Source organism: Paenibacillus sp. GQ49 (assembly GCF_059759055.1).
The window spans coordinates 547,435-572,144 of record NZ_JCAXEL010000002.1 but is presented as its reverse complement, the minus strand read 5'-3'; the positions used below and the strand labels follow the sequence as shown (position 1 = coordinate 572,144).

General features: G+C 47.4%; 6 protein-coding genes. All 6 read left to right on the top strand.

The window, feature by feature from the left end:
- The first annotated feature begins 27 nt into the window (after positions 1-27).
- From AC6CIF_RS07120 to AC6CIF_RS07095, 6 genes are read left to right on the top strand one after another with little or no spacing between them, the layout of a single operon-like run.
- Positions 28-16,821 carry an amino acid adenylation domain-containing protein gene (locus AC6CIF_RS07120; RefSeq protein ID WP_498198733.1) on the top strand — a complete coding sequence of 5,598 codons (16,794 nt, stop codon included), beginning with the start codon at positions 28-30 and terminating at the stop codon, positions 16,819-16,821.
- Complete coding sequence (locus tag AC6CIF_RS07115) at positions 16,811-21,010, top strand: non-ribosomal peptide synthetase (RefSeq protein WP_498198691.1); 4,200 nt, start codon at positions 16,811-16,813, stop codon at positions 21,008-21,010. Before AC6CIF_RS07120 ends, AC6CIF_RS07115 begins: the two co-directional genes overlap by 11 nt.
- Positions 21,007-21,264 carry an acyl carrier protein gene (locus AC6CIF_RS07110; protein ID WP_036615207.1) on the top strand — a complete coding sequence of 86 codons (258 nt, stop codon included), beginning with the start codon at positions 21,007-21,009 and terminating at the stop codon, positions 21,262-21,264. The genes AC6CIF_RS07115 and AC6CIF_RS07110 overlap by 4 nt, the downstream gene beginning before the upstream one ends.
- Positions 21,261-22,412: an acyl-CoA dehydrogenase family protein gene (locus AC6CIF_RS07105; RefSeq protein WP_100526996.1), complete on the top strand. Its 1,152-nt coding sequence runs from the start codon at positions 21,261-21,263 to the stop codon at positions 22,410-22,412. Before AC6CIF_RS07110 ends, AC6CIF_RS07105 begins: the two co-directional genes overlap by 4 nt.
- Positions 22,409-23,389 (top strand): ACP S-malonyltransferase, encoded by a 981-nt coding sequence (locus AC6CIF_RS07100; protein WP_498198688.1) that lies wholly within the window; start codon positions 22,409-22,411, stop codon positions 23,387-23,389. The genes AC6CIF_RS07105 and AC6CIF_RS07100 overlap by 4 nt, the downstream gene beginning before the upstream one ends.
- The gene (locus AC6CIF_RS07095; protein ID WP_076214233.1) at positions 23,386-24,705 is read left to right on the top strand and encodes an aspartate aminotransferase family protein; all 1,320 of its coding nucleotides are present in this window, start codon (positions 23,386-23,388) and stop codon (positions 24,703-24,705) included. Before AC6CIF_RS07100 ends, AC6CIF_RS07095 begins: the two co-directional genes overlap by 4 nt.
- Positions 24,706-24,710 lie beyond the last annotated feature (5 nt).

The following is a 24,710-nucleotide window of genomic DNA, read 5'->3' as shown; positions in this document are numbered from 1 at the left end:
TCAATTAAACGATGAGGTGTGGTCGTGATGGTACAAAAAACCGTTGAACTTTCCGAAACACAAAAGGGAATCTATTTTGATTGTCAGGTGAATGATCCCACTTCGTATAACATCTCAGCTTCAATGCAATTTGATCATCTTCAAATGGAGATATTTCGCCGGGCCATCGAATTGCTTATGTATGAGCAAGTGGTGCTGCGTACTCGGATTGAGATTCAAAATGATGTACCCGTGTTATCCGTTCATGAAGATATGGATTATTCACTTACCTTGTGGGACCTAAGTAGCGAGAATCAGGAGAATCCAAAGGAACAACAGTTAGAAGCACTGGTGGATGAATGCATCGGGACACCTTTTGAGCTGGAGAAAGGTCCTCTGTTCCGTATAATGATTGTTCAGATGGATAAAAGCCGATATATTCTGACCTTATGTATTCATCATTTAATATGTGATGGCTTGTCGCTTGAACTGATGAAAAACAAACTTATCCAGTCATATACATGTCTTCTTGAAGATCAGCCTGTGGATGTCAAGCTGGATGAAGGATTCATCTCTTATGTTGAGGCAGAGAACAAGAAATTGCACGAAAACAAATACTCCAAAGAGCGGGAATACTGGTTAAACAAAATGAAGGGAGCGGAACCTCTTTCTCTGAAGCACGACTTTCCAGCAGGTTCTTTACAAGAAGGAATTGGTCATGAACTGCGATTTGATATTTCGGAATCGTTAATGGCTGATATTACACAGATGTCCAAAGATAATGAAGTAACCGTTTTTATGTTCTTTATGGGTGCCTTTGGCATTCTTATGAGTAAATATGTCGGTACAGACGATGTCACCTTTGCCTCCCCATATTCTCATCGTCCCGGTATGGACTTGGAAGAAACGATTGGATGTTTTGTCCATATGCTGCCTATGCGATTCCATATTGACCTCGAATCAACTCTAAAACCTCTGCTGCAACAAGTAGCCACAACCTGGATGGATACGTACAGGAACATCGGATATCCCAATAACCTCATTGTCAGAGACAGTATGTTACAGGCTCAACCCGGATCACCATCGTTGTTTGATATCTCCTTTGTTTATGATTCCTATGAGGAAGATATCCTCGGAACTCGTATTCTGGATCAGGATAAGGTTACGTTTCCAGGAGATCTGATGGTGGTGTTGAGTCGTTTACCGCAAGGTGCTCAGTTGAAGCTGCAATATAAACCGAGCTTGTTCCGTGAAGATTCAATGGAGCGAATGGGCCAACGGTTTCTATACTTGCTGAATCAACTAGTAACCAATTCTGATCAAAAAATCAGTGAGTTCAGCCTCCTGATGCAGGATGAGAAAGAAAACCTACTGTACCGATTCAATCAAACTTCTTATTCTCCCTACACTCCACAACATATTATGGATATATTTCACGATAAAGTAGCACGTTTCCCGGAGCGGGTAGCTCTAATGGAAGGCAAGCAGCATCAGACCTATGCGCAGGTCAACGCAAAAGCGAACCAATTGGCTAGGCAGATCGTTGCGAGTAAAAAAAGTGATAACGCGGCAGTTGGCGTGCAGATGCCACGTTCCTCGGATATGGTCATTGCCCTATTGGCTGTATTAAAAGCCGGATGTGCTTTTGTGCCTGTAGACCCGTCCTATCCTTTGTCCAGAAAGGACTATATTATATCGGATGCAGACATATCCATCGTGCTGGCTATGCAGCCCGAAAAAGATGACGAGATGCTGGATGTCCAGTACATCTACGTTGAGGGCGATCAGGCCTATACGGGGGATGTCTCAAATCTCGAAGAGGCGCTGAATCCGCATAGCCTTGCCTATATCATGTACACATCCGGATCAACAGGCAAGCCAAAAGGAGTCATGGTTGAAAATCATAGCGTAGTCAATACACTGCTTGATCTGGAGCGTCGTTTTCCAATGCAGGCACAGGATGTTTACTTGCTGAAAACAGCATATACCTTTGATGTGTCCGCCACTGAACTTTTCGGCTGGTTCATGGGTGAAGGCGCACTAAGTATTCTTGAGCCTGGAGCAGAAAAAGACCCTGCTCGTATTGTGTCTACGGTGGCATCACACAAAGTGACCCACATCAACTTTGTTCCAACGTTATTCCGTCTTTTTCTGGAAACGATGGAGCTTCGCTCCGATCTGTCAGCATTGGAAACGCTGAAATGGATGTTTGTTGGCGGAGAGGCAGTCACGCCAGACATCATTGAGAAATTTAACAGGTTAGGCATTGGAGCAAGTCTTGAGAATGTTTATGGTCCAACCGAATGCACCATATGGGTTTCTCATTATCCATTAAGCCATTACGAAGGCTTGGGAAATGTACCGATTGGCTACCCGCTCAATGAGTCCAGATGGTATGTCGTCGGAAATCATGATGAGCTTCAGCCGTTAGGTATTCCAGGGGAGCTTTGTCTTAGCGGTGTTGGGCTTGCACGTGGATATCTGAATCTGGAACAGATGACCCGAGAGAAGTTTGTTCCTAATCCTTTCTTTCAAGAAGGACAGGACGCAGAGCATTTCAGGTACATGTACCGCACAGGGGATCTGGTACGTTCACTCCCAAGCGGTACGATCGAATATCTGGGACGCATTGATTTTCAGGTTAAAATTCAGGGAGCCAGACTGGAGACAGGCGAAATTGAGAATACCCTGTCAACCTATCCGGGTGTCATCCAGACCGTGGTAGTCATGAAATCATTTGAAGGTAGGTCCGGCTTGCTGTATGCCTACTATCTGTCAGAGCAGGAGCTGCCTTCTGTCGAATTGAGAGAGCACCTGTCTCGTTTGTTACCGGCATATATGATACCATCCGTTTTTGTACATAAATCCGAATTTCCATTGAATAGCAGTGGGAAGATTGACCGGAAGGCACTCATGGCAGATATCACGCATGCTCACGCTTCCAGTACGTTTTATACCGCCCCGTCTTCTGAGCTTGAGAAGGTTATAGCTAAAGTGTGGGCCGAAGTGCTCGGTGTTGAGAGAATAGGGCGCGATGACCATTTCTTTGAATTGGGCGGAAATTCATTTTCTGTCATTCAGGCTCACAATAAACTAAAACATTATACCGATGTGGAGTTCCCTGTTCCTCGTTTTTTCGAATGCCCGACATTGCGTCAATTTGCCGCGCTGGGACCAAAAGATGAGGGAGTTCGGATACCGACTGAAAGGGAACAGTTGTTTCAACGAAAAGAAGGCATTATGCGTGAGGACATTGCAATTGTGGGCATGGCGGTGAATGTGCCGGGCGCGGAGGATATAAGGGAGTTCTGGAGTAACCTTGTTGAACGGCGGGAAAGCATTCACTTTTATAGTGATGATGAATTGAGGGAGCTTGGTGTCGAGGAAGCGTTGCTGCGTTCACCTCGTTATGTCAAGGCAAAAGGACGTGCCAACGGCATTGATGAGTTTGACGCAGGGTTCTTTGACTATACTCCCGGTGAAGCCAAAATGATGTCTCCCCAATTCAGACTTTTGTATCAGGGAATATGGGAAGCGCTGGAGGATGCAGGCTGCAGACCGGATGAAGCGGGTAAGGTGGGTGTGTTCCTTGGCGGGTCCGATGACTTCGAATGGTACCGTCAAGTGCTTTTTAACGATGCTAACTATAGCAGTAAATACGAAGCATTTACCCTCAGCACCAATCATTTTCTCGCTACCCGAATGGCTTATAAGCTGAACTTAAAAGGGCCGGCCTATACCGCTCTGACGGGATGTTCTACTTCATTGGTTACACCTCATCTGGCATGTCAATCTTTGATCGTTGGAGAATGTGATGTGGCTGTGGCTGGTGGGATCACCGTGGAGTTGCCCAATGAAGGGGGTTACATATTTGAGGATGGGATGATGTTCTCCACAGATGGACACTGTCGTCCATTTGATGCGGCAGCCAGTGGAACCGTCTTCTCCAATGGTATGGGAATCGTGGTGCTGAAGCGGGTAACCGATGCTCTGCGGGACGGAGATCATATCTACGGGGTCATCAAAGGCTCAGCAATTAACAATGACGGACAAGAGAAACTCAGTTTTCTTGCTCCAAGCGTAAGCGGACAGGCTGAAGTCATTCAGGATGCTTATAAGGTAGCCGGAGTAGACCCGGAAACGGTGAGTTATATCGAAGCACATGGTACGGGAACGTTGCTTGGTGATCCAATTGAAGTAAACTCCTTAACTCGGGCCTTTGCTTCCGACCAAAAGCAATTTTGCTATCTGGGTTCGGTAAAGGGCAATGTGGGACATATGGATACAGCCGCAGGTGTGGTTGGTTTAATCAAGGTAGCGCTCAGTCTTGGACAAGGTTATATCCCTGGAACAGCGAATTATGAGCAGCCTAATCCCAAAATTGATTTTTTGAATACGCCTTTTAAAGTTAATGCACAAGGTGTGGACTGGAAACAGGGCCATGTTGGAGTCATGCGCGCAGGAATCAATTCATTTGGTGTGGGGGGCACGAATGCTCACATGGTATTGGAGGAGGCTCCCGAGATGGAGAAGTGCAGTCCGGATGATGACGTAAATATATTGCTTTTTTCCGCCAAAACAGAGTACTCGCTGAACCGCACCGCTGAACGGATTATGGAACATCTGACTCAGCACCCGGAGCAATCTGTATCGAACGCAGCGTGGACCTTGCAGTCAGGTAGATCTGTTTTTGCGTATCGTAAGGCACTCATTCTGGATAAGACATGGAAGGATAATCCGGACAAGCTGATACAGCAGCTGGGGAAAGCACGCGTATACCATTCAGCTCAAGGCAACCGTCCCGTATACTTTATGTTCCCCGGACAAGGCAGTCAGTATCAGGGAATGGGTGCAGAACTATACAGATCTACAGAGCAAGCAGGACTAGCTCCAATCTTTAGAAGTTATATTCAGGAAATATTGGACCTTCTGCCTGCGGAAGAACGAGAAGAAATGCTGTCCGTTGTATACGGAGATCAGCAGCCTGAGCGAATAAACCAGACAGAGTACAGCCAATTCGCACTGTTCATGACAAGTTATGCGCTGGCCAAATCGCTGCTGGATCTGGGCATCAAGCCAGATGGCATGATCGGGCATAGCATTGGTGAATTGGCTGCCGCAGCGGTAGCGGGTGTGTTCGAACTCGGAGATGCTGTCAAGTTAGTTCGACTTCGCGGACGTCTGATGCAGCAACAACAACCCGGGGTCATGCTTGCCGTTATGGCGGATGCACAGCAGGTGAAGTCACAACTGGAGGAAGACATGTGGCTTGCCCTGGTGAATACTACAGGTTCCAGTGTAATTGGTGGGACAGCTGAAGCCATTTCCCGGATGGAAGCCAAGGCTGAAGGACTGGGCTGGAAATGCATTCGTGTGAAGACCTCCCATGCATTCCATACGCCAATGATGAATCAGGCTGCCGAGGAATTTAGACGTTATCTAGCAGAGCATTCACTTCATACGCCACAGATCCCATTACTGTCCAACACCAGTGGAACATGGGCGCTTGGAGATGAAATCACTAAACCTGACTATTGGTCCCGTCATATTTTACAGCCGGTGTTGTTTGAATCAAACCTGGCTGAAGTGTTGAAGGATGAGCGGGCTGTATTAATTGAAGTAGGTGCAGGACGAACGCTAAGTTCCTTTGCCAGACAGCACAGTCAATCAAGAGATTCCCAGGCGGTACTGAATATGCTGCGTCACGTAAGGGAAACGGAGCAGGATAGTATCTATGTGAACCGCAGACTTGCGGAGTTATGGTGCGAAGGCATTGAACCGGACTGGAAGGTGCTCAAAGGGCAGACGGTACGACGCAAATGCTCTCTGCCTACTTATGTTTTCAACAAACAATCCTATCCTGTCAGTGTTTCTCTTTCTGGGTCATCAGCAGCGGAAGGAATGGGTACCGGGGATGATACGGGGCATGCAGAGCAGGGTAAGGGAAGTGGCTCTACTCTAGTAAAAGGGACAGTTTATACAGGTGATTCCGACCAACTGAAACAGATTGTCCTGGACGCATATCGAACGATTTTTGGCATCGATGATCTAGATGAAGAGGTTAATTTCTTTGCGGTCGGAGGAGATTCTCTCAAAGCAGTCAGCTTGTCTGCATGGATCCGGTCTCATTTTGGAATTCAGCCTGAGGTAGCAGATATTTTCAATCATTCAACGCCTATTCAACTGGCGGAGCATCTCTATGTCATGGCGAAACCAAAAGTGGACCAACAGACCATTCAATCTGCACCCACTATGGATGCGTATCCAATCTCTTCTGCACAGATGCGTATGTTCACACAAGCGATGTTTGATCCAGGCAATACGGCTTACAACCTACCATCTGCAACCATTATTGAAGGTGAATTGGACCGTATAAGAGTTGAGGCTGCTTTGCAGAAGTTGATACAGCATCATGAGGCGCTCAGAACATCGTTTGAGATACGGGGTGGTCAGATCGTTCAGATCATCCAACCTTCGGTTCGCTTAAGTATGGGCTATGCAGAGCAGCATGTGGCAGATGACCAACAGTTGCCTGCGATGATCGAGACATTGATTCGTCCTTTTGATCTGGGGAGTGCTCCGCTTATGCGGGTTGAACTGATTAAGATAGGCGAGCGCAAGCACCTGTTATTCTTTGATATTCACCATATTATCGCGGATGGTACATCTGTCGAAATCATCACTCGTGACTTCAATGATTTATATTTTGGCAAAGAGCAAGCAGTCCGATTGCAGTACAAAGATTACGCGGTATGGCAGCAGCAGCGTCTCGCTTCACAGGAATACATTTCACATCAAACATACTGGCTGGACCATCTTGGCCCTTCTTTACCTGTGCTGGAGCTTCCACTTGACCATGAGCGTCCATCACAGCGATCCATGCAAGGGGGACGTCTCCATTTCACGTTGAATCGTTCGTTAACACAACACTTGCACGAACTGGCTTCCTCATCGGAAGCATCCATGTATATGGTAATGCTAAGTGTGTGGAATCTTCTTCTTGCACACCGCTCAGGTCAGCAGGACATTGTGGTAGGAACGCCTGTTGCAGGAAGGATGCAAGAGGAGTGGAAAGAGACGGTAGGCATGTTTGTCAATATGATTGCGATGCGGAATTTTCCAACGTTTGATCGTACGTACACTGATTTTTTACGCGAACTTAAACAACATACACTGGATGCTTTTGCGTATCAGGAGTATCCGTTTAATGAGCTTGTGGCACAACTGGGCGTGACACGTGAGTTGAACCGAAATCCGGTATTTGATGTTTGTTTTGATTATCAGAACATGGATTTGCATGGACTTGAACTTCATGGTTTGCAATTCAGTTCTTTTCCGGTGGAGACGGGTACGTCTACTTATGATCTGTTAATGACCTGTCAAGAAAACAGGGAGAAGCAGGTGATTGAAGGATATATCGAATACTCGCTGGATCTGTTCCGCCGGGACACAGTTGAAGGTATGATGCAGGAGTTTATCGGACTCTGCCAAGAGGTTGTACAACAGCCCAATCTGTCTCTGAGCGAACTGTTTGAGAGAAACGAACGTTCTCACGAGCACCCAGTCCATTGTCTTGCTGGTCCGCGTCTGGATTACACTCCTGCGGTGGGTCTGCATCGGCTGTTCGAGCTGCAGGCAGAACTCACACCAGACAAGAAAGCCCTCCTTGTATCATCCGGCGCCGCTTTTACCTACAGGGAGCTTAATGAAAAAGCTAATACGCTGGCTTGGAAGCTGATTGATCAAGGTGTGCGCCGGGATGAACCTGTAGGCGTATTATCCAGACGAGATGAATCGTTGATCATTATGTTATTGGCGGTGCTGAAAGCTGGGGCGGCTTATGTGCCTCTGGACCCTGCTTTTCCGCCGCAGCGCATCGTGAATATGATTGAAGACAGCCGAATGAACGTATTGCTGTGTACGCCTGATGAAGAAGGCACAGTGACTTTTAGCGGAGAGCGATTCGTGTATGATCCAACTGTCCAGGATGTGCGCTCATCCGTTAACCCGGACATAAGCGTCCTGTCTTCGGACCTGTCCTGTGTGATTTTCACCTCAGGATCGACCGGTCGTCCCAAAGGGGCCATGATTACTCATGAGGCAATGGTCAATTTTGTTGAGGACATCAGGCACCGACATATTTTTGCACATGAGACAGATCGCATCATCAGTGTGACGACCATATCTTTTGATATTTTCGGATTTGAAGTGTGGACACCATTATGCACCGGATATTCGCTGTATCTGGCCAATGAGCCGGAGCAGCTTGACCCGGCTCTTGCTTCCCGTCGAATACGTGAACATGGTGTTACACACATTCTTAGCACGGTCTCACGCATTAAGGCATTTGTCGAAAATCCGGTATTCGCTCAGGCGCTGGGCAATCTGCGGTGTGTTCTTACCGGAGGGGAAAATGTCCCTGTGGGACTCCTCACCGATCTGAAGCGGCTTACGCCCGCTCGAGTCTTTAACATGTATGGACCAACGGAAACTACAATCTGGTCAACGACCAAAGAATTGAATGACACAGCCGCGATCACCATTGGCAAGCCCATTACCAATACAGAGATTTATATTCTGAATGATGAAGGTGAAATACTGCCACCTGGAAGTTATGGAGAGCTGTGCATTGCAGGAAAAGGATTATCCCGCGGTTATCTGCATAATGCTGCTGAGACCGATGCCCGATTCATGGCAAACTCCAATGTTTTGGGAGGCCGTTTGTACCGAACTGGCGATCTGGCCCGTATACTGCCGGATGGGGATGTTGAGTTAATGGGACGGTTAGATCAGCAGGTGAAGATTCGTGGCTACCGGATTGAACTGAACGAGATTGAGCAGGCAGCGATGAATTATGAACGTGTAAGGGAGGCTGTAGTTAAGGTAGAAGGGGCCGAGCAACATTCATTGCAATTAATCCTTTTCTACAGTCTGAAGCCTGAGATTGGACCGTCCGGTATGGAAGATGAAGACGTACAGCTTCGGAGCTGGTTAAAGCAGCGGCTTCCACAGTACATGATGCCTTCTCGCTTGATTCGTCTGGAAAATCTGCCTGTGCTGCCTAATGGCAAACTGAATCGCAATGCCCTTCGTCTGGCTGATTTTGAAACGGCAGAGAGGGATAACCCGACTCTGGTGTATGGCTCATCGATTCAAGGAATGGAGCGGGCAAAAGTTGATCTGGAGCAGATGCTCATTGCAACGTGGAAGGAAATATTGAATCTGGATACGGTTAATATCCATGATCACTTTTTTGACATCGGAGGCAACTCGCTGGGGCTTATTCTGATCAATAATCGGCTGAATGCCTATCTGGATAAAAGCGTTCCGCTGGTGCAATTGTTTGAGCATTCCTCTATTGCATCACTGGTCAGTCATCTGGTGGCTGAGCAGATGCTGCCGACAGTTACACAACAGGTACAAGAGGAGAGCGGGCATATCGCTTCGGCTGGATATCCTGTTACGAACCCGGACCCGAGAACAGCTCCCAAAGAGTATGTGATGAGCACAGTTGAACACAGCAAAGTGGAACAGAGCACACCAGATCAGAACAGACCGGAACAGAGTATCCCGTTTGCTTCAGAACAGAGTAGCAGAATTTCTTCTTCGTCGGATATCGCAGTCATTGGCATGGCAGGGCATTTTCCCGGCTCAAGAAATATTGAGGAGTTCTGGGATAACCTAATGGCAGGTAAGGATGGTATCACTTGTCTGAATGAGGAGGATCTAACCGCTGCGGGTGTACGACCGGAAGACTTCAAACATCCTGATTATGTACGGGCCAAAGGTGTACTGCAAGATACTGAGTATTTTGACTCCGGATTTTTCGAATATCCGCATCAGGAATCCAACATGATGGATCCGCAAATACGGCTGCTGCATCAGTGCTCATGGGAGGCGCTTGAGCATGCCGGGTGTGATCCTTACAGTTATGAGGGATCTATAGGATTGTTTGCCGGAAGTGGACTGAGCTTACCATGGATGGTGCAATTTCTAGGTCGTTCCGGTAATTTGCTACAGGCTTTTGAAGCCATGACTTTAAATGAAAAGGACTATATTACAACCCGAGTATCTCACAAATTAAATCTGAGAGGGCCGAGTATGGCCGTACAGACTGCATGTTCGACTTCTTTGGTCGCTATCCACCAAGCTGCTGAATCGCTGATTCGGGGGGAGTGTGATGTGGCACTTGCGGGAGGTGTCTCTATCTCCTATCCGCTCAAAGAAGGTTATCACTGGCATGAAGGCATGATTTATTCCAAGGATGGTCATTGTAGACCGTTTGATGAGCAGGCATCTGGTACTGTGTCTGGTAATGGATGTGGAATGGTTGTGCTCAAGTCACTCCGCGACGCGCAGAGAGATGGAGATCATATCTATGCAGTCATTAAAGGTTCAGCGATTAATAATGATGGCATGGACAAAATTGGATATACGGCACCGAGTGTGGCCGGGCAGGTCAAGGTTATTCAATTTGCCCTGCATCGTTCGGGAGTATCTCCAAAAGAGATCTCCTATCTGGAGGCGCATGGAACAGGAACCAAATTGGGTGACCCGATTGAAATCGAAGCGCTCAGGCAGTCATGGGGAACAGATCGTAGAAATTATTGTGCTCTAGGTTCTGTGAAAGCCAATATTGGACATCTTGATGCGGCAGCAGGTGTCGCCGGTTTTATTAAAACCGTACTGACGCTTTATCACCGGGTGGTTCCGCCACAGATTCACATGAATCGGACGAATCCGATGTTGGAGCTGGAGCATAGTCCCTTCTATATCAACAAGGAGCCACAGCCATTAGAAGACGCGAAGCGTATCCTGCGAGCGGGTGTCAGTTCGTTTGGGATCGGGGGGACCAATGCTCACGTCATTCTGGAGCAACCACCCTTCCAAGAGAGCCAAGCCAATTATGAATCTTTGCTTCTGCTGCCCTTCTCGGCCAAGAGTGAATCTGCGCTGGAACGCACGTACGATTCGGTTCTACAGGCGATCCATGCATTGCCGGAGCAGTTGCCCAATGCTGCGTGGACTCTGCAAAAGGGAAGAAGCAGATTCATTCATCGTAAAGCACTGATCGTTGTAGACGGTTATATTCCGCCAAGCGAGCAATCTGTGGAGTTTGAGACACAGGCAAGTGTGATAAATGGGAAGCCTAAGGTCATGTTTTATCTCAGCGGAAATGCAAGTTGGGAAGCGCGCAAGATTCGGGAACTATATGCTTCTGTGTATCGCAGCCAGGTCTCAGAGATATTCAAACAGCACTTTGAAGAGATATTGAACCTCTTTGAGTCCAAGGAACAGTATGCCATCCGCCAAGGCATAGGGCGATCGTTAACCGATTCAAGGCTTGAGCGCATGCAGTGCTTTGTTGTGCAATATGCTCTTTATCAAACCATAATGCAGCTTGGTATCAAGCCAGATGCTGTCTGTGGGCAAGGCGTTGGCGAACTGGTGGGGTTGGTTATTAGTGATGCACTTGATCCAGTACATGCCGTGGGGCTTTTATACAATCTGGAGCATTGGTCACTAGAAGAAGGAGCATTGTCAGATGCTTTGACAGGAAGGATGACAGATGCAACTGTAACAGACCTTGCGTCGAGTATTGCACCACTGTTATCTCCAAATTTCCTGTTTACGCTGCTAAATCGCAAGACGCTTTCTGAATCTGCTGAGCATACGCTGTGGATCGTTTCGAATCAGCAGCAGGATACAGAACAAATAACCCCGGATTCATTTTCAGAGCCAAACATCATTGCTCTTACTGGAGATCGTCAGAGCTTGCTTGAGGCAGACGTGTATTTAATGAAAGTACTTGCTTTTTGCTGGTGCTCTGGCATGGAGTTGGATTGGGAACAGTTAAACGGAACGGGGCGTAGGCAAAAAATCTCTCTGCCAACGTATTCCTTTGACCCCATTGTTCATCAACATGATGTTGCGTTATATCAGCTTGCAGGTATGTCACAGGTTGCAGCGGGTTCTATCACAGCATTAGACCAATCTCCAGCGGGGAAAGTCAGGGTTCAACGGACTGATGATGAGATAAGGCATGTATTGTCGCAATTGTGGCAGGAGTTGCTTGGTAATGGAGCAGTCAGCCTTGAAGATGATTTCTTTGAACTTGGAGGTCATTCTTTAAAAGCGATTTCCTTGGCGTCGAGGATTAAAGAAATGTTTGGATTAAATTTGGGGCTGGAAGAGGTTTTTGATCATTCTGTGTTTGAACACATGGTTCAATGGATTGCTGAACATCAGGCTACAAGTGACTCTGATTCAATGAACCCAATCATGCCTGTAACTAAGAAAGAGAAATACAAGACCACTTCTGCACAGCGAAGAATGTATGTGGTACATGAGTGGATGAAAGGTGAGAGTACGGCGTACAATCTCGCCAGCTCTTATAGGGTAAGAGGAAAACTTGACCCTGCCCAATTCAGATTAATAATGGATGCACTGGTAGAGAGACATGAAGCATTCCGTACCAGGTTCGAAATGATTGATGGTGAGCTTTTCCAGGTTGTTGAGGATCAGGTTCCAAGCGTTGTGGAGTTGCTGGAATTAGAAACGGCAGGGTTAGAGCAGATCATGGAATGGATCAAGCCTTTTGATCTGACCTGCGCACCATTGGTTCGTGTTAAGCTCATTCGCCTTTCTCAAGAGGAACACATCTTATTCATGGACATGCATCATATCATTTCGGATCAGAGTTCCATTGCTATCCTGATGCAGGATTTTGCTCGCATGTACAGAGGAGAAACATTGCAATCTCTTGACATTCAGTATAAGGATTATGCGGAATGGCGTGATGAAGCTGCGTCACATGGACAATCTGTTGAAGACGCCGAGTTTTGGATACGGGAATTCAAGGACATACCTGCACCGGTTGAATTGCTTACAGACTTCCCAAGACATGGCGTGTCATCCTACAGCGGAGACAGACGTTCCATTGAACTTGGTGAGTCGTTAAGCACACAGGTCAATGACTTCTGTACTCAACAAGGGCTTACACCCTACATGTTGTTCATGGCAACTTTGAATCTATTAATTTGGAAGTATACGGGTCAGGAAGACTTGGTCGTTGGTACAGCGGTTGCCGCACGTGAGAAGCCAGAACTCGACAACGTTATGGGTATGTTCGTGAACATGCTTGCCATTCGCACCAGCATGGACAGAGAATGGTCCACAGAGACGTATTTGAATGAGATGCGTGGCAAGCTGTTATCCTGTTATGAGCATCAACATTATCCTTATGAAGCACTGGTGGAACAACTTGGTCTATTCGGTGATTTAAGCCGCAATCCCCTATTTGATGTGGTGTTAAATTACATTAATATGGGAACCGATGATCCTGAAGCCGGGGAACTGATACTTGAACCATGGGTCGAAGGTAAGGTGGATGCCAAATTTGATCTGACTTGGACACTGGTCGAGCATAAGCAATGTTACACGGTTGAACTTGACTATCGCTCGGATTTGTTTAAAGCGGAGTCCATGGAACGAATGCTGGATAAATTCCGGTATATCCTGTCTCAGATCACAACAGGGGATAATGAACGAATTGGTCAGATTAAGCTCACTACACCGGAGGAAGAGGAATGGCTGCTGTACGGTGTCAACGATAATGCCGCCCAGTATCCGCGAGATGCGACCATTCCCCAATTATTCGAGGAACAAGTTCATATGCATCCACAGAAGACAGCATTGGTCTGGGAAGACGATGAGTGGAGCTATGCGGATCTGTATGAACGTGTTCAGTGGCTGGCGTCCAGGTTGCTTGGACAAGGGGTAAAATCAGGCTCCAGTATTGCTCTCATTCTGGACCGTGGACCGATCCAGATGATCAGTATCCTTGCTACACTCCAAGTGGGGTGCAGTTATGTTCCGATTGACCCGGCTTCGCCGCCATCGAGAATTGAATTTATTTTGCAAGATTGCGATGCGGCTGTGTTATTGACTGAAACGGCGTATGCCTCCACATGGCAATCTGTAGTTCCTTGTATCGTGCCGGCAGATGAACTGGCAGCATTTGATTCAGGAAATATGCAGGAGCCCGTTGAAGATATGAACATGACCGCTCTTGACCCGGCTTATATCATTTATACATCAGGGTCAACAGGAACCCCGAAAGGGACTGTGATGAGTCATCGCAATGTGACCAAAGTCATGAAAAATAGCAATTTTGTCACCGTCGTGCCAGAGGATCGTATCCTGCAAATTTCTAACTATGCGTTTGACGGTTCCATTTTCGATATTTTTGCTTCATTAATAAATGGCGCTACTCTTGTATTAATCTCAAAAGAGACCATTTTGGATATGGCTCGTTTGGCGGATGTCATCCGACAGCAACAGATTTCAGTATTTTATATTCCGACATCCTTGTTTAATATGCTGGTGGATTGGGATGCTGATTGCTTGAGGAATGTGCGTAGAGTGATGTTTGGTGGTGAAGCCGCATCGGTGAGTCATGCCAACAAAGCGCTTGCATGCGTGGGGCCGGGCAGGCTGTTAAATGGATATGGGCCAACGGAAGCGACCTTTTTTGCCTCCTACCACTTATTACAGCAAACAGAGCCTTATACTGGGTCGCTGCCTATAGGTTATCCCCTGTCTAACACAGCCTTGTATGTTCTGGATGATGAGCTGAAGCCTGTGCCACCCAACGTTCCAGGTGAACTGTATATCAGTGGGGATGCGGTAGGTATTGGATATCTTAACCGTGAGGATCTAACCCGAAAACACTTTCTTGATGATCCCTTCCGCAAGGGAGAACGAATGTATCGGACAGGTGACATCGTCAAACGTTTAATTGACGGCAGTCTGATTTTTATTGAACGTTCGGATTTCCAGGTAAAAATTAGAGGTTTCCGCATTGAGTTATCGGAGATAGGCAATTGCATGGAGCGTCTTTCGGGAGTTCGTGATGCCTTTGTCATGACAGTTACAGAACCATCAGGAAGTCTATACATTGCCGCTTTTTATACAAGCAATACTGGGGCAGATGTTGAGTATATTCGAAGACAACTTCATCAGCAGCTGCCAGAGTACATGGTGCCTGCACGCATTATTCGAATGGATCATCTTCCGATTAATGCCAATGGCAAAGTGGACCGAAGGGCATTGTCCGAGCATTTGGTTGAAGAGCAGCAGAGGTCTCTGGAAGTGAGTTCACCTCGGACAAAAACAGAGCGTGTCATTCTTGCCGCCATGCGACAGATCCTGGGTAATCCAGGCATTGGTGTGGAAGATCACTTCTTTCAAAATGGGGGGCATTCGCTCAAAGCGATTGCATTCACTCAAATTTTGGCAAAAGAAGGAATTGCCATCAATGTGAACGAATTATTCCAATATCCGACAGTTAGAGGACTTGCCAAATTGGTAGATATTAATCCTCCGGCGTCAGTTTGGTCCGAAGATAGCCTGCATATTCAGTCCCCGATAGTCATACCACAGGACTTAACACTTCATGAGAAACAACTGGACAGCCTGGTCCTGCATGTCTTAAACAGCTGCAATCAGGTTTCATCTTTTATGTTGGGCATGACCCCTATGGGTCAATTCCCACTATCTCCAATTCAACAAGCACATGCTTCTACGACTTCACGAGCAAGCGGATTTACAACAACGCTGGAAGGCGAATTGAATGAACAAGCTGTAAAACACCTGATTCTTGGGGTTATATCCCGGCATCAGTTGCTGCACAGCATGATATATGAGGAAGAACAATTGTATTGGCATCCATGTGATATGTCGTTAGCGGCGGACATGCTGCAACAGCTTATCCCATATCTTGATATTCGTCATTATGCTTCGGCTACGATTGAGCAGTTGGAGTACAAACTGGTTCAGTCTCTGTTACACAAAACGTATACGTTGAAGGAACTACCTTGGCGTCTGTGTATTTTGCGTACAGGAGCCACGGAGCATAAGCTGATTTGGAGTTTTGATCACCTTGCGTTTGATGGTATGAGTGCCCAGATCATCAAGCAGCAACTTGAGTCGAAGGCATTATATAGACCGCAAGGTATAGAGATCGAGAGTGATCTTCTGTACCAAGCACGAAATTATGAGGATTATGTAAATTTTCTGTCTCAAGGCCCCATAGGGGTATCAGAAGATGAAATAGAGAAACAATTTTCACTTCAAGCATGGAATAGATGTAACACCATCGTCATGAACAAGTTGAAGGAAACAGAAACATTGTCATATTCAGCGATGACTGCTGAGTTGTCCCTTGCAGGGAAGGAGCCTGCAGATGTTTGGTGGACATGCTTTGAAACTTTTTCCAACATTATTGCGGCTTATCTGAACATAAGCCAATTGCCGATAGCCCTGGTGCATTACGGAAGGGAGTATGGCGAAGAATCCTACTACGATTATGTGGGAGAATTCCTTGATCTGATTCCAGTACTGGTAGACAGTGAATTCACACAGGAAGATCTGTTGGAACGTCTGGAATTTACGAAGCAACACAGCATTAACTTTATGGCACTTACACATGATTCTTCCCTCTCGGCACAATATGATGGCATACAGGAACAATTGGGAACTGCCTACAGGCAAACAGAACAGGAGACGCGTCAGATGATTCTGTTTAATTATCAAGGCTTCATCTCCAGTAGCGAAGCGATCCCAATGTCGTCTCAGTCGTCGGATGACCAAGATTCGAATTCGGGACTCGCCCAATTCGAATGGGTTATTCGCTACGACGAAGAGTGTCTGTACGTACATCTGGCCTGTCAGGCTGGTCTGGACATCAACCGTATGAAACAGCTGATTGATGACAAGGTTGGTAGCGATGTGAGAGTGGTAGTTCACAATGAGGCAATGGAGGTGCAACATGTCCAGTAAATCCATACAGCGAGGACCCGAGCTGATTGTGCCAGAACATTATTCAACAGTGGCTGAGATGCTAATCTACATTGCAGATACTCATCCAGAAAAGGGAATGACCTATATCAGCTCTTCAGGTGACGAACAGTTTGAATCATATCCTGAATTACTGATGCAGGCGCGCAAGTACCTGAAGTCTCTTCAGGAGCAAGGCATTCAACAAGGACAGGTTGTTATTTTGGAAATTGACCAGTCACAGGAATTTTACCGTACCTTTTGGGCTTGTATGCTGGGGGGCATTATTGTCGCCCCGGTTAGTCCTCCGGCTGCCTGGGAACCAGGCTCAGCCGGTCTGGAGAAATTCACGAAAGTGTGGGAGGTACTCGGGCGTCCGGTCGTTATCGTCGAGGAAGCCTACATGCCCAAGTATAAACAGCTTGCGGAAAGTCCGGTATTCAAAGGTCTTATGTTGATTAGCGTGAACCAGCTTCAAGCAGGCCAGCAGATGGCTGATCTATGCCCAACCTCTCCTGATGACATTGTGTTCCTGCAATTCTCATCAGGAAGCACGGGAATTCCCAAAGGCGTGCAGTTAACAAATCACAATATTATCGCCAACAGTATTGCATGCAAGACTTTTCTTGGAGCTGAAGAAGGAGATAATGTGTTTACCTGGTTGCCGCATACGCATGATATGGGGATATTTGGACAGCATCTGACACCTGTCCTGAGTGGAGCCAACATCATGGTGATGTCACCTTATACCTTCGTAAGGTCGCCTTATCTGTTCTTGCGCAAGATTACGGAGCATCAGGGAAAATGGTTTTGCTGTACCAATTTCGGTTTCGAATGGATGGTTCAGAAGATCCCGGATTCCAAGCTCTCAACGCTTGATCTGTCTTCACTGCGTATGACCTTGAATGGTGCAGAGCCTATATCAACGTCTGTTATTGAGCGATTTGTCAAAAAATTCCGCTCTTGTGGCTATCGTCCCAATATGATGTTTCCTGCATATGGCATGGCAGAAGCGACAGTAGGTGTATGTACCTCCAGACTGGGGGAAGAGCCACGAATTGAACGTATTTCGCGTACACGGCTGGTGCAGGAAGGACTGGCTGTGCCAGTCCAGCTACCTAGCAGTGATAGCCATACATCGGATGTGATCGAATTTGTCCATGAAGGATATCCCATGACAGGGATTCAGATCCGGATTGCGGATGAACAGGGTGAAGTGCTGGATGAGCGGGTTGTTGGCGAAATACAGATTCGTGGGGAATCGGTAACCTCCGGATATTACAGTCTCCCGGAGATCAATCGTGAAATGTATGTGGATGGGTGGCTTCGCACTGGAGACTTGGGTTATATGGCTGATGGCTCCCTGGTTGTAAGCGGACGAATCAAGGACATTGTGTTTATTCGGGGACAGAACCATTATGCGCATGATCTTGAAGAAATTTTGTACCAGAATAGCAGCATTCCGAGAGGGAATCTGACGGTAGTCGGACACTTTAACAGCTTCAAACAAGTAGAGGAGCTGCTTGTATTTGTTAAATACAAATCGGGTACTCCACAGTTCCTGGATGTACGACAGGATCTGATCCAACGTATGAGGGCTGGATTGGGTATTGAGATCACCCATGTTCTCCCAATCAAGGTTATTCCCAAAACCACGAGTGGCAAGGTCCAGCGCTTCATGCTGAGAAACGAATATGAGCGTGGAGTATTTACCAAGGACATCGAGGCCATTGAAGAGCTGATTCGCGAAAACACACAACAGCAAGGATACGAGACGGTTTCCGCATCGTCTTTGGAGTATACCGTACGTAAAGCCTGGGCCGAAATTCTTCAATTGCCCGCAGGAAAGATTGAGATGGATACTTCTTTTCTCGCACTTGGAGGCAATTCCATTCTCTCTTATCAATTACTTGACAAGCTGTCTGCACATATGGGACGTGAATTAGGACAAGAACTACTTGTTTTTTGCAGTACAGTACGTGAGATGGTGGAATATCTGCAGGAACTTCCAGCAGAAACGAAGGACTTTGAACAAGCTGAAACAACAGATAATCACCTGAATGTACATCGTGCTATTGCTATTACCGGACTGTCTCTGCGTCTGCCTGATGCCGACACCCAAGAGCAGTTCTGGAGCAATCTGGTTAACGGGTTAGATAGTGTTGACCGGGTTAGTTTAGAGCGTGCAACACGTTCCAAGCAACCCGGTTGGGATGACTGGATTGGGGAACTGAAGCAACCGGATACGTTTGATCATGAGTTCTTTGAAATCCCGTCTGAACAAGCTGCATTTATGGATCCGCAGCATCGGAAGCTGCTGGAAGTTGCTCATGAGGCGCTGGAGGATGCAGGTATGCTCGTGGATCATGAGGATAAGCGTGATGTGGGTGTGTATGTAGGGATTAACCCAAGCACATACTTCGATCTGGTTATTGATTATATGAACCGGAGTCTTGGAAAGGCTGTTCATTCTCACGCTATGGTAGGTAATATGTCCAATATTGCAGCGGCCTCCATTTCACACATGTACAATTTTACAGGGCCGGCACTGTCCATAGATACAGCATGTTCTTCTTTTCTGGTCGCACTGACGCAAGCTGTGGCGGCCATTCAGGACAAGCGTATCTCTGGGGCAGTTGTAGGTGGAGCGAACATTTTGGCTACACCGCATGTTCATCAACTATCACGCAATGCTGGAATCTGTTCTTCCACTCAACATACGAAGGTATTTGATCGGGAAGCAGATGGTTCAGTCCTGGGGGAAGGTGCTGTTGTTGTATATCTGGAGCCGCTAACAGAGGCAGTTCGCAACAATAAGCATGTTTATGGTGTGATTCGCGGGACAGCGGTGAATAACGACGGATATTCACTTGGCATTATGGCACCCAACCCTCAGGGGCAATATGAGGTACTCCGTGCCGCTTATCGCGATGCCAACCTAAACCCGAGCGAGGTCTCTTATATTGAAGCACATGGATCGGGGACAAGAATTGGAGATCCAATTGAGGTGAATGCCTTGCTCCGACTGTTCCGGGAAAAGGGATATCCAAGCGACAATTCGATTGGATTAGGTTCAGTCAAAACCAATATTGGACATTTATTTGCAGCCTCTAGTGGAGCCAGTCTTGCCAAGGTTCTGCTCAGTATGCAGCATGGGGAACTGGCACCAAGTCTGCATATGGATAATCCGAATCCGGCCCTCCGACTGGACCAATCGCCGTTCCATATCGTTAGCGAGCATAGATCGTGGGATGTACCTGAAGGGAGAACGCGGAAGGCAGGCATCAGTTCATTTGGCCTGGGAGGTACGAATGCCCACATTGTGCTGGAGGAATGGAAAGCCCCTGTCCGTGCAGCTGCCCCGGCACGTGGCCAGTTGTTAACGTTCTCTGCGAAATCAGAGCAGGCTTTAAAAAAGCTGATTGATAACACGGAGCAGTATGTGAAGAAACATGCGGACCTGGCACTAGAGGATCTTTGTTTTACCCGGAACAGATATAGAAAACATTATCGGTATCGTGCGGCAGTAGCTGTCAGCTCAACCGGAGAGTGGAACATTGAAGAGATGGAATTTGGCTTCAAGCCTAGAAACCGAGCTGCTCGTGTCAATATTGTGGTTGGGGGGCATGAGATTTGCGGAGAAGATGAGGCTCAAGCTCGTAAGGTAATCAGGCCAGACGATTCTAATGAAGATACCGTATCAACCTTGAACTACTGGGTGACCTTGCTTGAGACACTTGTACGTCTGGTCCCTTCCATTCAAGAGATTCGAGGAATAGCTGCTGGAGAGGAACTTGTATCCAGTTTACATCTGGATGGCGAGGAACATCACAGCGCTCATGCAAGCCAATCCATTCCAGTGAACAACAGAGTGACATTAGAGAGTCTGCAAGACACACCTGGCAAGATGGCAAACGCCGACATTGTAATTATGATTGCAGCAGATCAGACAGTGCAGCAGCTCGAATACAGTGGCAAGGAGAGCTTCATCCGCCTGTCTGCCGAGCCGACACTTACCATGGAGGATCAGCTTGCTTTATTACTGGGACAGCTTTATGTACGTGGTGCTGCACTGGATTGGGAACAGTTACATCCGAATGGATCTGGCCAGATCGTACATCTGCCAGCACACCCATTCGAGCCGTATGTACATTGGATAGATGTGAATCAGGGAACGGAGGTCATGATATGACAAAAGAAGAAATTGAGCTTTTTCTTAAAAGCGAGATTGCTGCAGCGTTGAATCAGGAGCCAGAGGACATCGATGAAGAGATGAATTTTCTGAAAATTGGTGTCTCATCTGTGCAGGCGCTCAAGATCATTAACCGTGCGCGTAAGCATCTTCAAGTTGACATCAGTCCGGTTGCGTTGTTTGAATACAAAACAATTGCCGAATTCGCCACTTATCTCAATGAATCTCTTCTTCAAGAGGGGGTTGCCGAATGATTGAAGTGGATGTAGAGCAAGAGATCATTCATGAAGCTGAATTGTTTGCTGCCCGTGAAATTCGCCCTTATGCTCAACAGATTCAAGAGCAGCAAGCCATTCCCAGAACATTGATCCGTGCCATGGCTGAAAAAGGTTACTTGGCTGCCTCGATCCCGGCTGAATATGGCGGCATGGGTCTCGGCCCTAAGGCGTACGGGCTGTTGACTGAAGTATTTGGCAAGGCTCTTCCAGCCGTTCGCAGCTTGTTAACGGTACATACTTCACTTGTAAGTGAAACTTTGGTACGTTTCGGAACGCCTGAGCAAAAATCGTCCTGGCTGCCCAAGTTGGTGAAGGGAGAATGGATTGCTGCCTTTGGCCTGACTGAACCGGAAGTTGGTTCAGATGCCAAAAGTGTAAAGACCGAGTGGAGAGAAGAATCGGACTGTTATGTTTTGAATGGAAAAAAGAAGTGGATCACGTTTGGACATCTGGCAGATGTATTTATCATTATTGCCTCGAATCAGGGACGAAGCACTGCTTTTTGGGTCGAACGCCAGTTTGAGGGTGTACAGACCCAACCTATTGAAGGTGTCATGGTTGCGGGAGAGACTGGTATAGCTGAGATTGATCTTCATGAGGTGCGTGTACCAAAGAATCACATTATTGGACGTCTGAATGAAGGTTTTGAGTACATCGTAACCGGGGCGCTGGACCAGGGCAGATATAGCATTGCCTGGGCAGGGCTGGCGATTGCGCAGGAAGCGCTGGATGCCATGGTGACTTACTCAAGGAAGCGGAAGCAATTTGACCAGAAGCTGAGTCATTTTCAGCTGATTCGCGGCATGATTGGAGATGCGGTGACAAAAGTCCATGCAGCACGAGCATTATGTTTACGGGCAGCCGAGCTGAGAGAAGCCAAGGACCCGCAGGCCGCCATGGAGACAACGATCGCCAAATATTTTACGTCCAAAGTTGCTGTTGAAGTTGCAAGTGATGCGTTACAGGTTCATGGTGCGAACGGAATTAGTAACCAATATCCTGTTGCCAGGCTGTATAAGGAAGCCAAAATTCTGGAGATTATTGAAGGCTCTTCTCAGATGCAGCAGGAGATGATCTCGCATTACGGATTAAAAGCCTATTACAAGCGCGGCGGTAGCGTATGACGTTCTGTGCGCTATTTCCCGGCCAGGGAAGCCAGTATATCGGAATGTGCAGCGAGTTGTTGGACAGTGAGCCGGAGGCGAATCAGATCTTTGCGGAAGCGAGCGAGGTGATCGGATTTGATTTGAAGGCACTGGTTATGGAAGGGACCCTGGATCAATTGACGGTCTCTGAATATGCTCAGCCTGCTGTACTGACGGCAAGCTACGTTCTATTTGACTCATTTGTTCGCCGGACAGGAATGACTCCAGATTATGCAGTAGGTCACAGTTTGGGGGAGATTTCGGCTTTGGTAGCGGCAGGAGCATTGCGATTTGCTGATGGAATCCGTTTTACAGCTCAGCGTGGTGCATTGATGCATCGCTCCATTCAGGAGCAAAAAGGAAGAGCGGGTATTGTCGTTGATGTAACCCAAGAAGCGCTTGAAGAATTAGTCGAGAATATTCGTCAGAACGAGTATGTGACGATCTCCGGTTATAATTCACCGGGACAGTTTGTCGTTGCAGGTACTGCGAAGGGTCTTCAACTGCTGGATGATCAGGTGGATGGCTACGGTGGGGAATTCATTCCTTTTCGCATGATGCCAATGAAGGCAGATGCACCTTATCATAGCGAGTTGATGCAGTTCATTCTGCCTGAGCTTGAAGAGATGCTTGCAGGGATTTCCTTCTCTGCACCGGTGTTTCCCATCTGCTCTACAGTACATGGTGAGTTCATTCGCGGAGCCGAGGACATTCCTAAGCTGCTGAGCAGACAGCTTTTGCAACCCATTCGTTGGAATCAGGCATTGGCACGAGTTCAAAATCTGGGAGCGACGGTATGGATCGATATCGGTCCAGGCCAGAGCGTAAGAAATATGCTGGCTGAGAATAAGACCTTGCCTGCAGCCTATTCGCTGGATGATCCGCAAGATCGATCCAGGTTACTGGAGCGATATGAAGCAGTAAACCAGACAAGTGGGGGAGGCGATACGGGATGATCACGGAGATGATGCAGTACAATCAGCGGGTGAAACAATGGCTGCCTGGAGGTGTGCACTATAATTTTCACCTTCCTTGGGAAGAGACGCCGCTCCATTTCAAGCATGCTTCCCGAAGCAGAGTGACGGACATGAACGGCAACGAGTATTTGGATCTATATGCCCGCTTTGGTGCCCTCATTGTTGGTCACGGCAACGAGGAGTATAACGAGTGTCTGAAGGATACCATTGACCGTGTTCTTTCCGTAAGTCATTGCGATCTGGATGCAGAGGCTCTGGAACTGATCCATCAATATGTTCCTTCAGCAGAGATGATTCGTTTTGGGTTATCAGGCACGGAGATTGTCCAGAATGCACTTCGTCTTGCCCGGGCGTGGACAGGTAAAAATCGCTTTGTACGTTTTGAAGGCCATTATCATGGCAATGCGGACAATATTATGGGTGGCAAGACTGCACGTACAGGTCTGCCTGTACCTTCAGACTATCCTGGTGACATGAAAGGAACAAAGGGGAGGGCAAGGGATGCCATGGAATCTCAATCCTACCTCTTGCCATGGAATGACGCAGCCCGTCTGGAGGAACTATTTCACCAGCATGGAGACGACATTGCAGCAGTAATCATGGAGCCGGTTTGTGTAAATGGTGGCGGAGTCATGCCTGCTCCGGGTTATCTGCAAAAAGTCAGACAGTTATGTGATCAATACCAGGTCGTGCTCATTTTTGATGAGATTATAACAGGATTCCGTATGGGTCTCGGTGGTGCCCAACAGTTATTCGGTGTAACGCCCGATCTGACTACACTTGGGAAGGCCATCGCCGGTGGCGGAGTTCCGGTGTCAGCCCTGGTTGGCCGAGCGGATATCATGAAGTTGCTTGTAGACAAAAAAGTAATTCATGCGGGTACGTTTAATGGCTATCCATTAGGTACAGCTGCTGTAAAAGCTACACTGGAAATGTTGGGCCGCAATGGAGGACAGGCGATGCACAGCATGAACCGCCATGCTGAGATGATGCATGACATACTCTGCCAGGAAGCAGTGAAGGTAGGTCTGCCTTTAATTGTTCAAGGGCCGTCTGGCTGTGCTTCTTATCACTGCTGCACGGAGCCGCTTACGGATACGGCTGATTATACGTTTGAATTAATGTCTTTTGATATCTTGTTAAATAGCAAGCTTGCTGAGCACGGTGTTCTGGTATCTACGCTCTCGCGGATGTATCCGAATATCCTGCTTGATATGCAAGATGTTGCCTGGTTCGGTGAGCGTGTCCCTGCAGCACTTGCAGAAATGAAAGAGATCTACGACGAGCTGATCTGATGGTA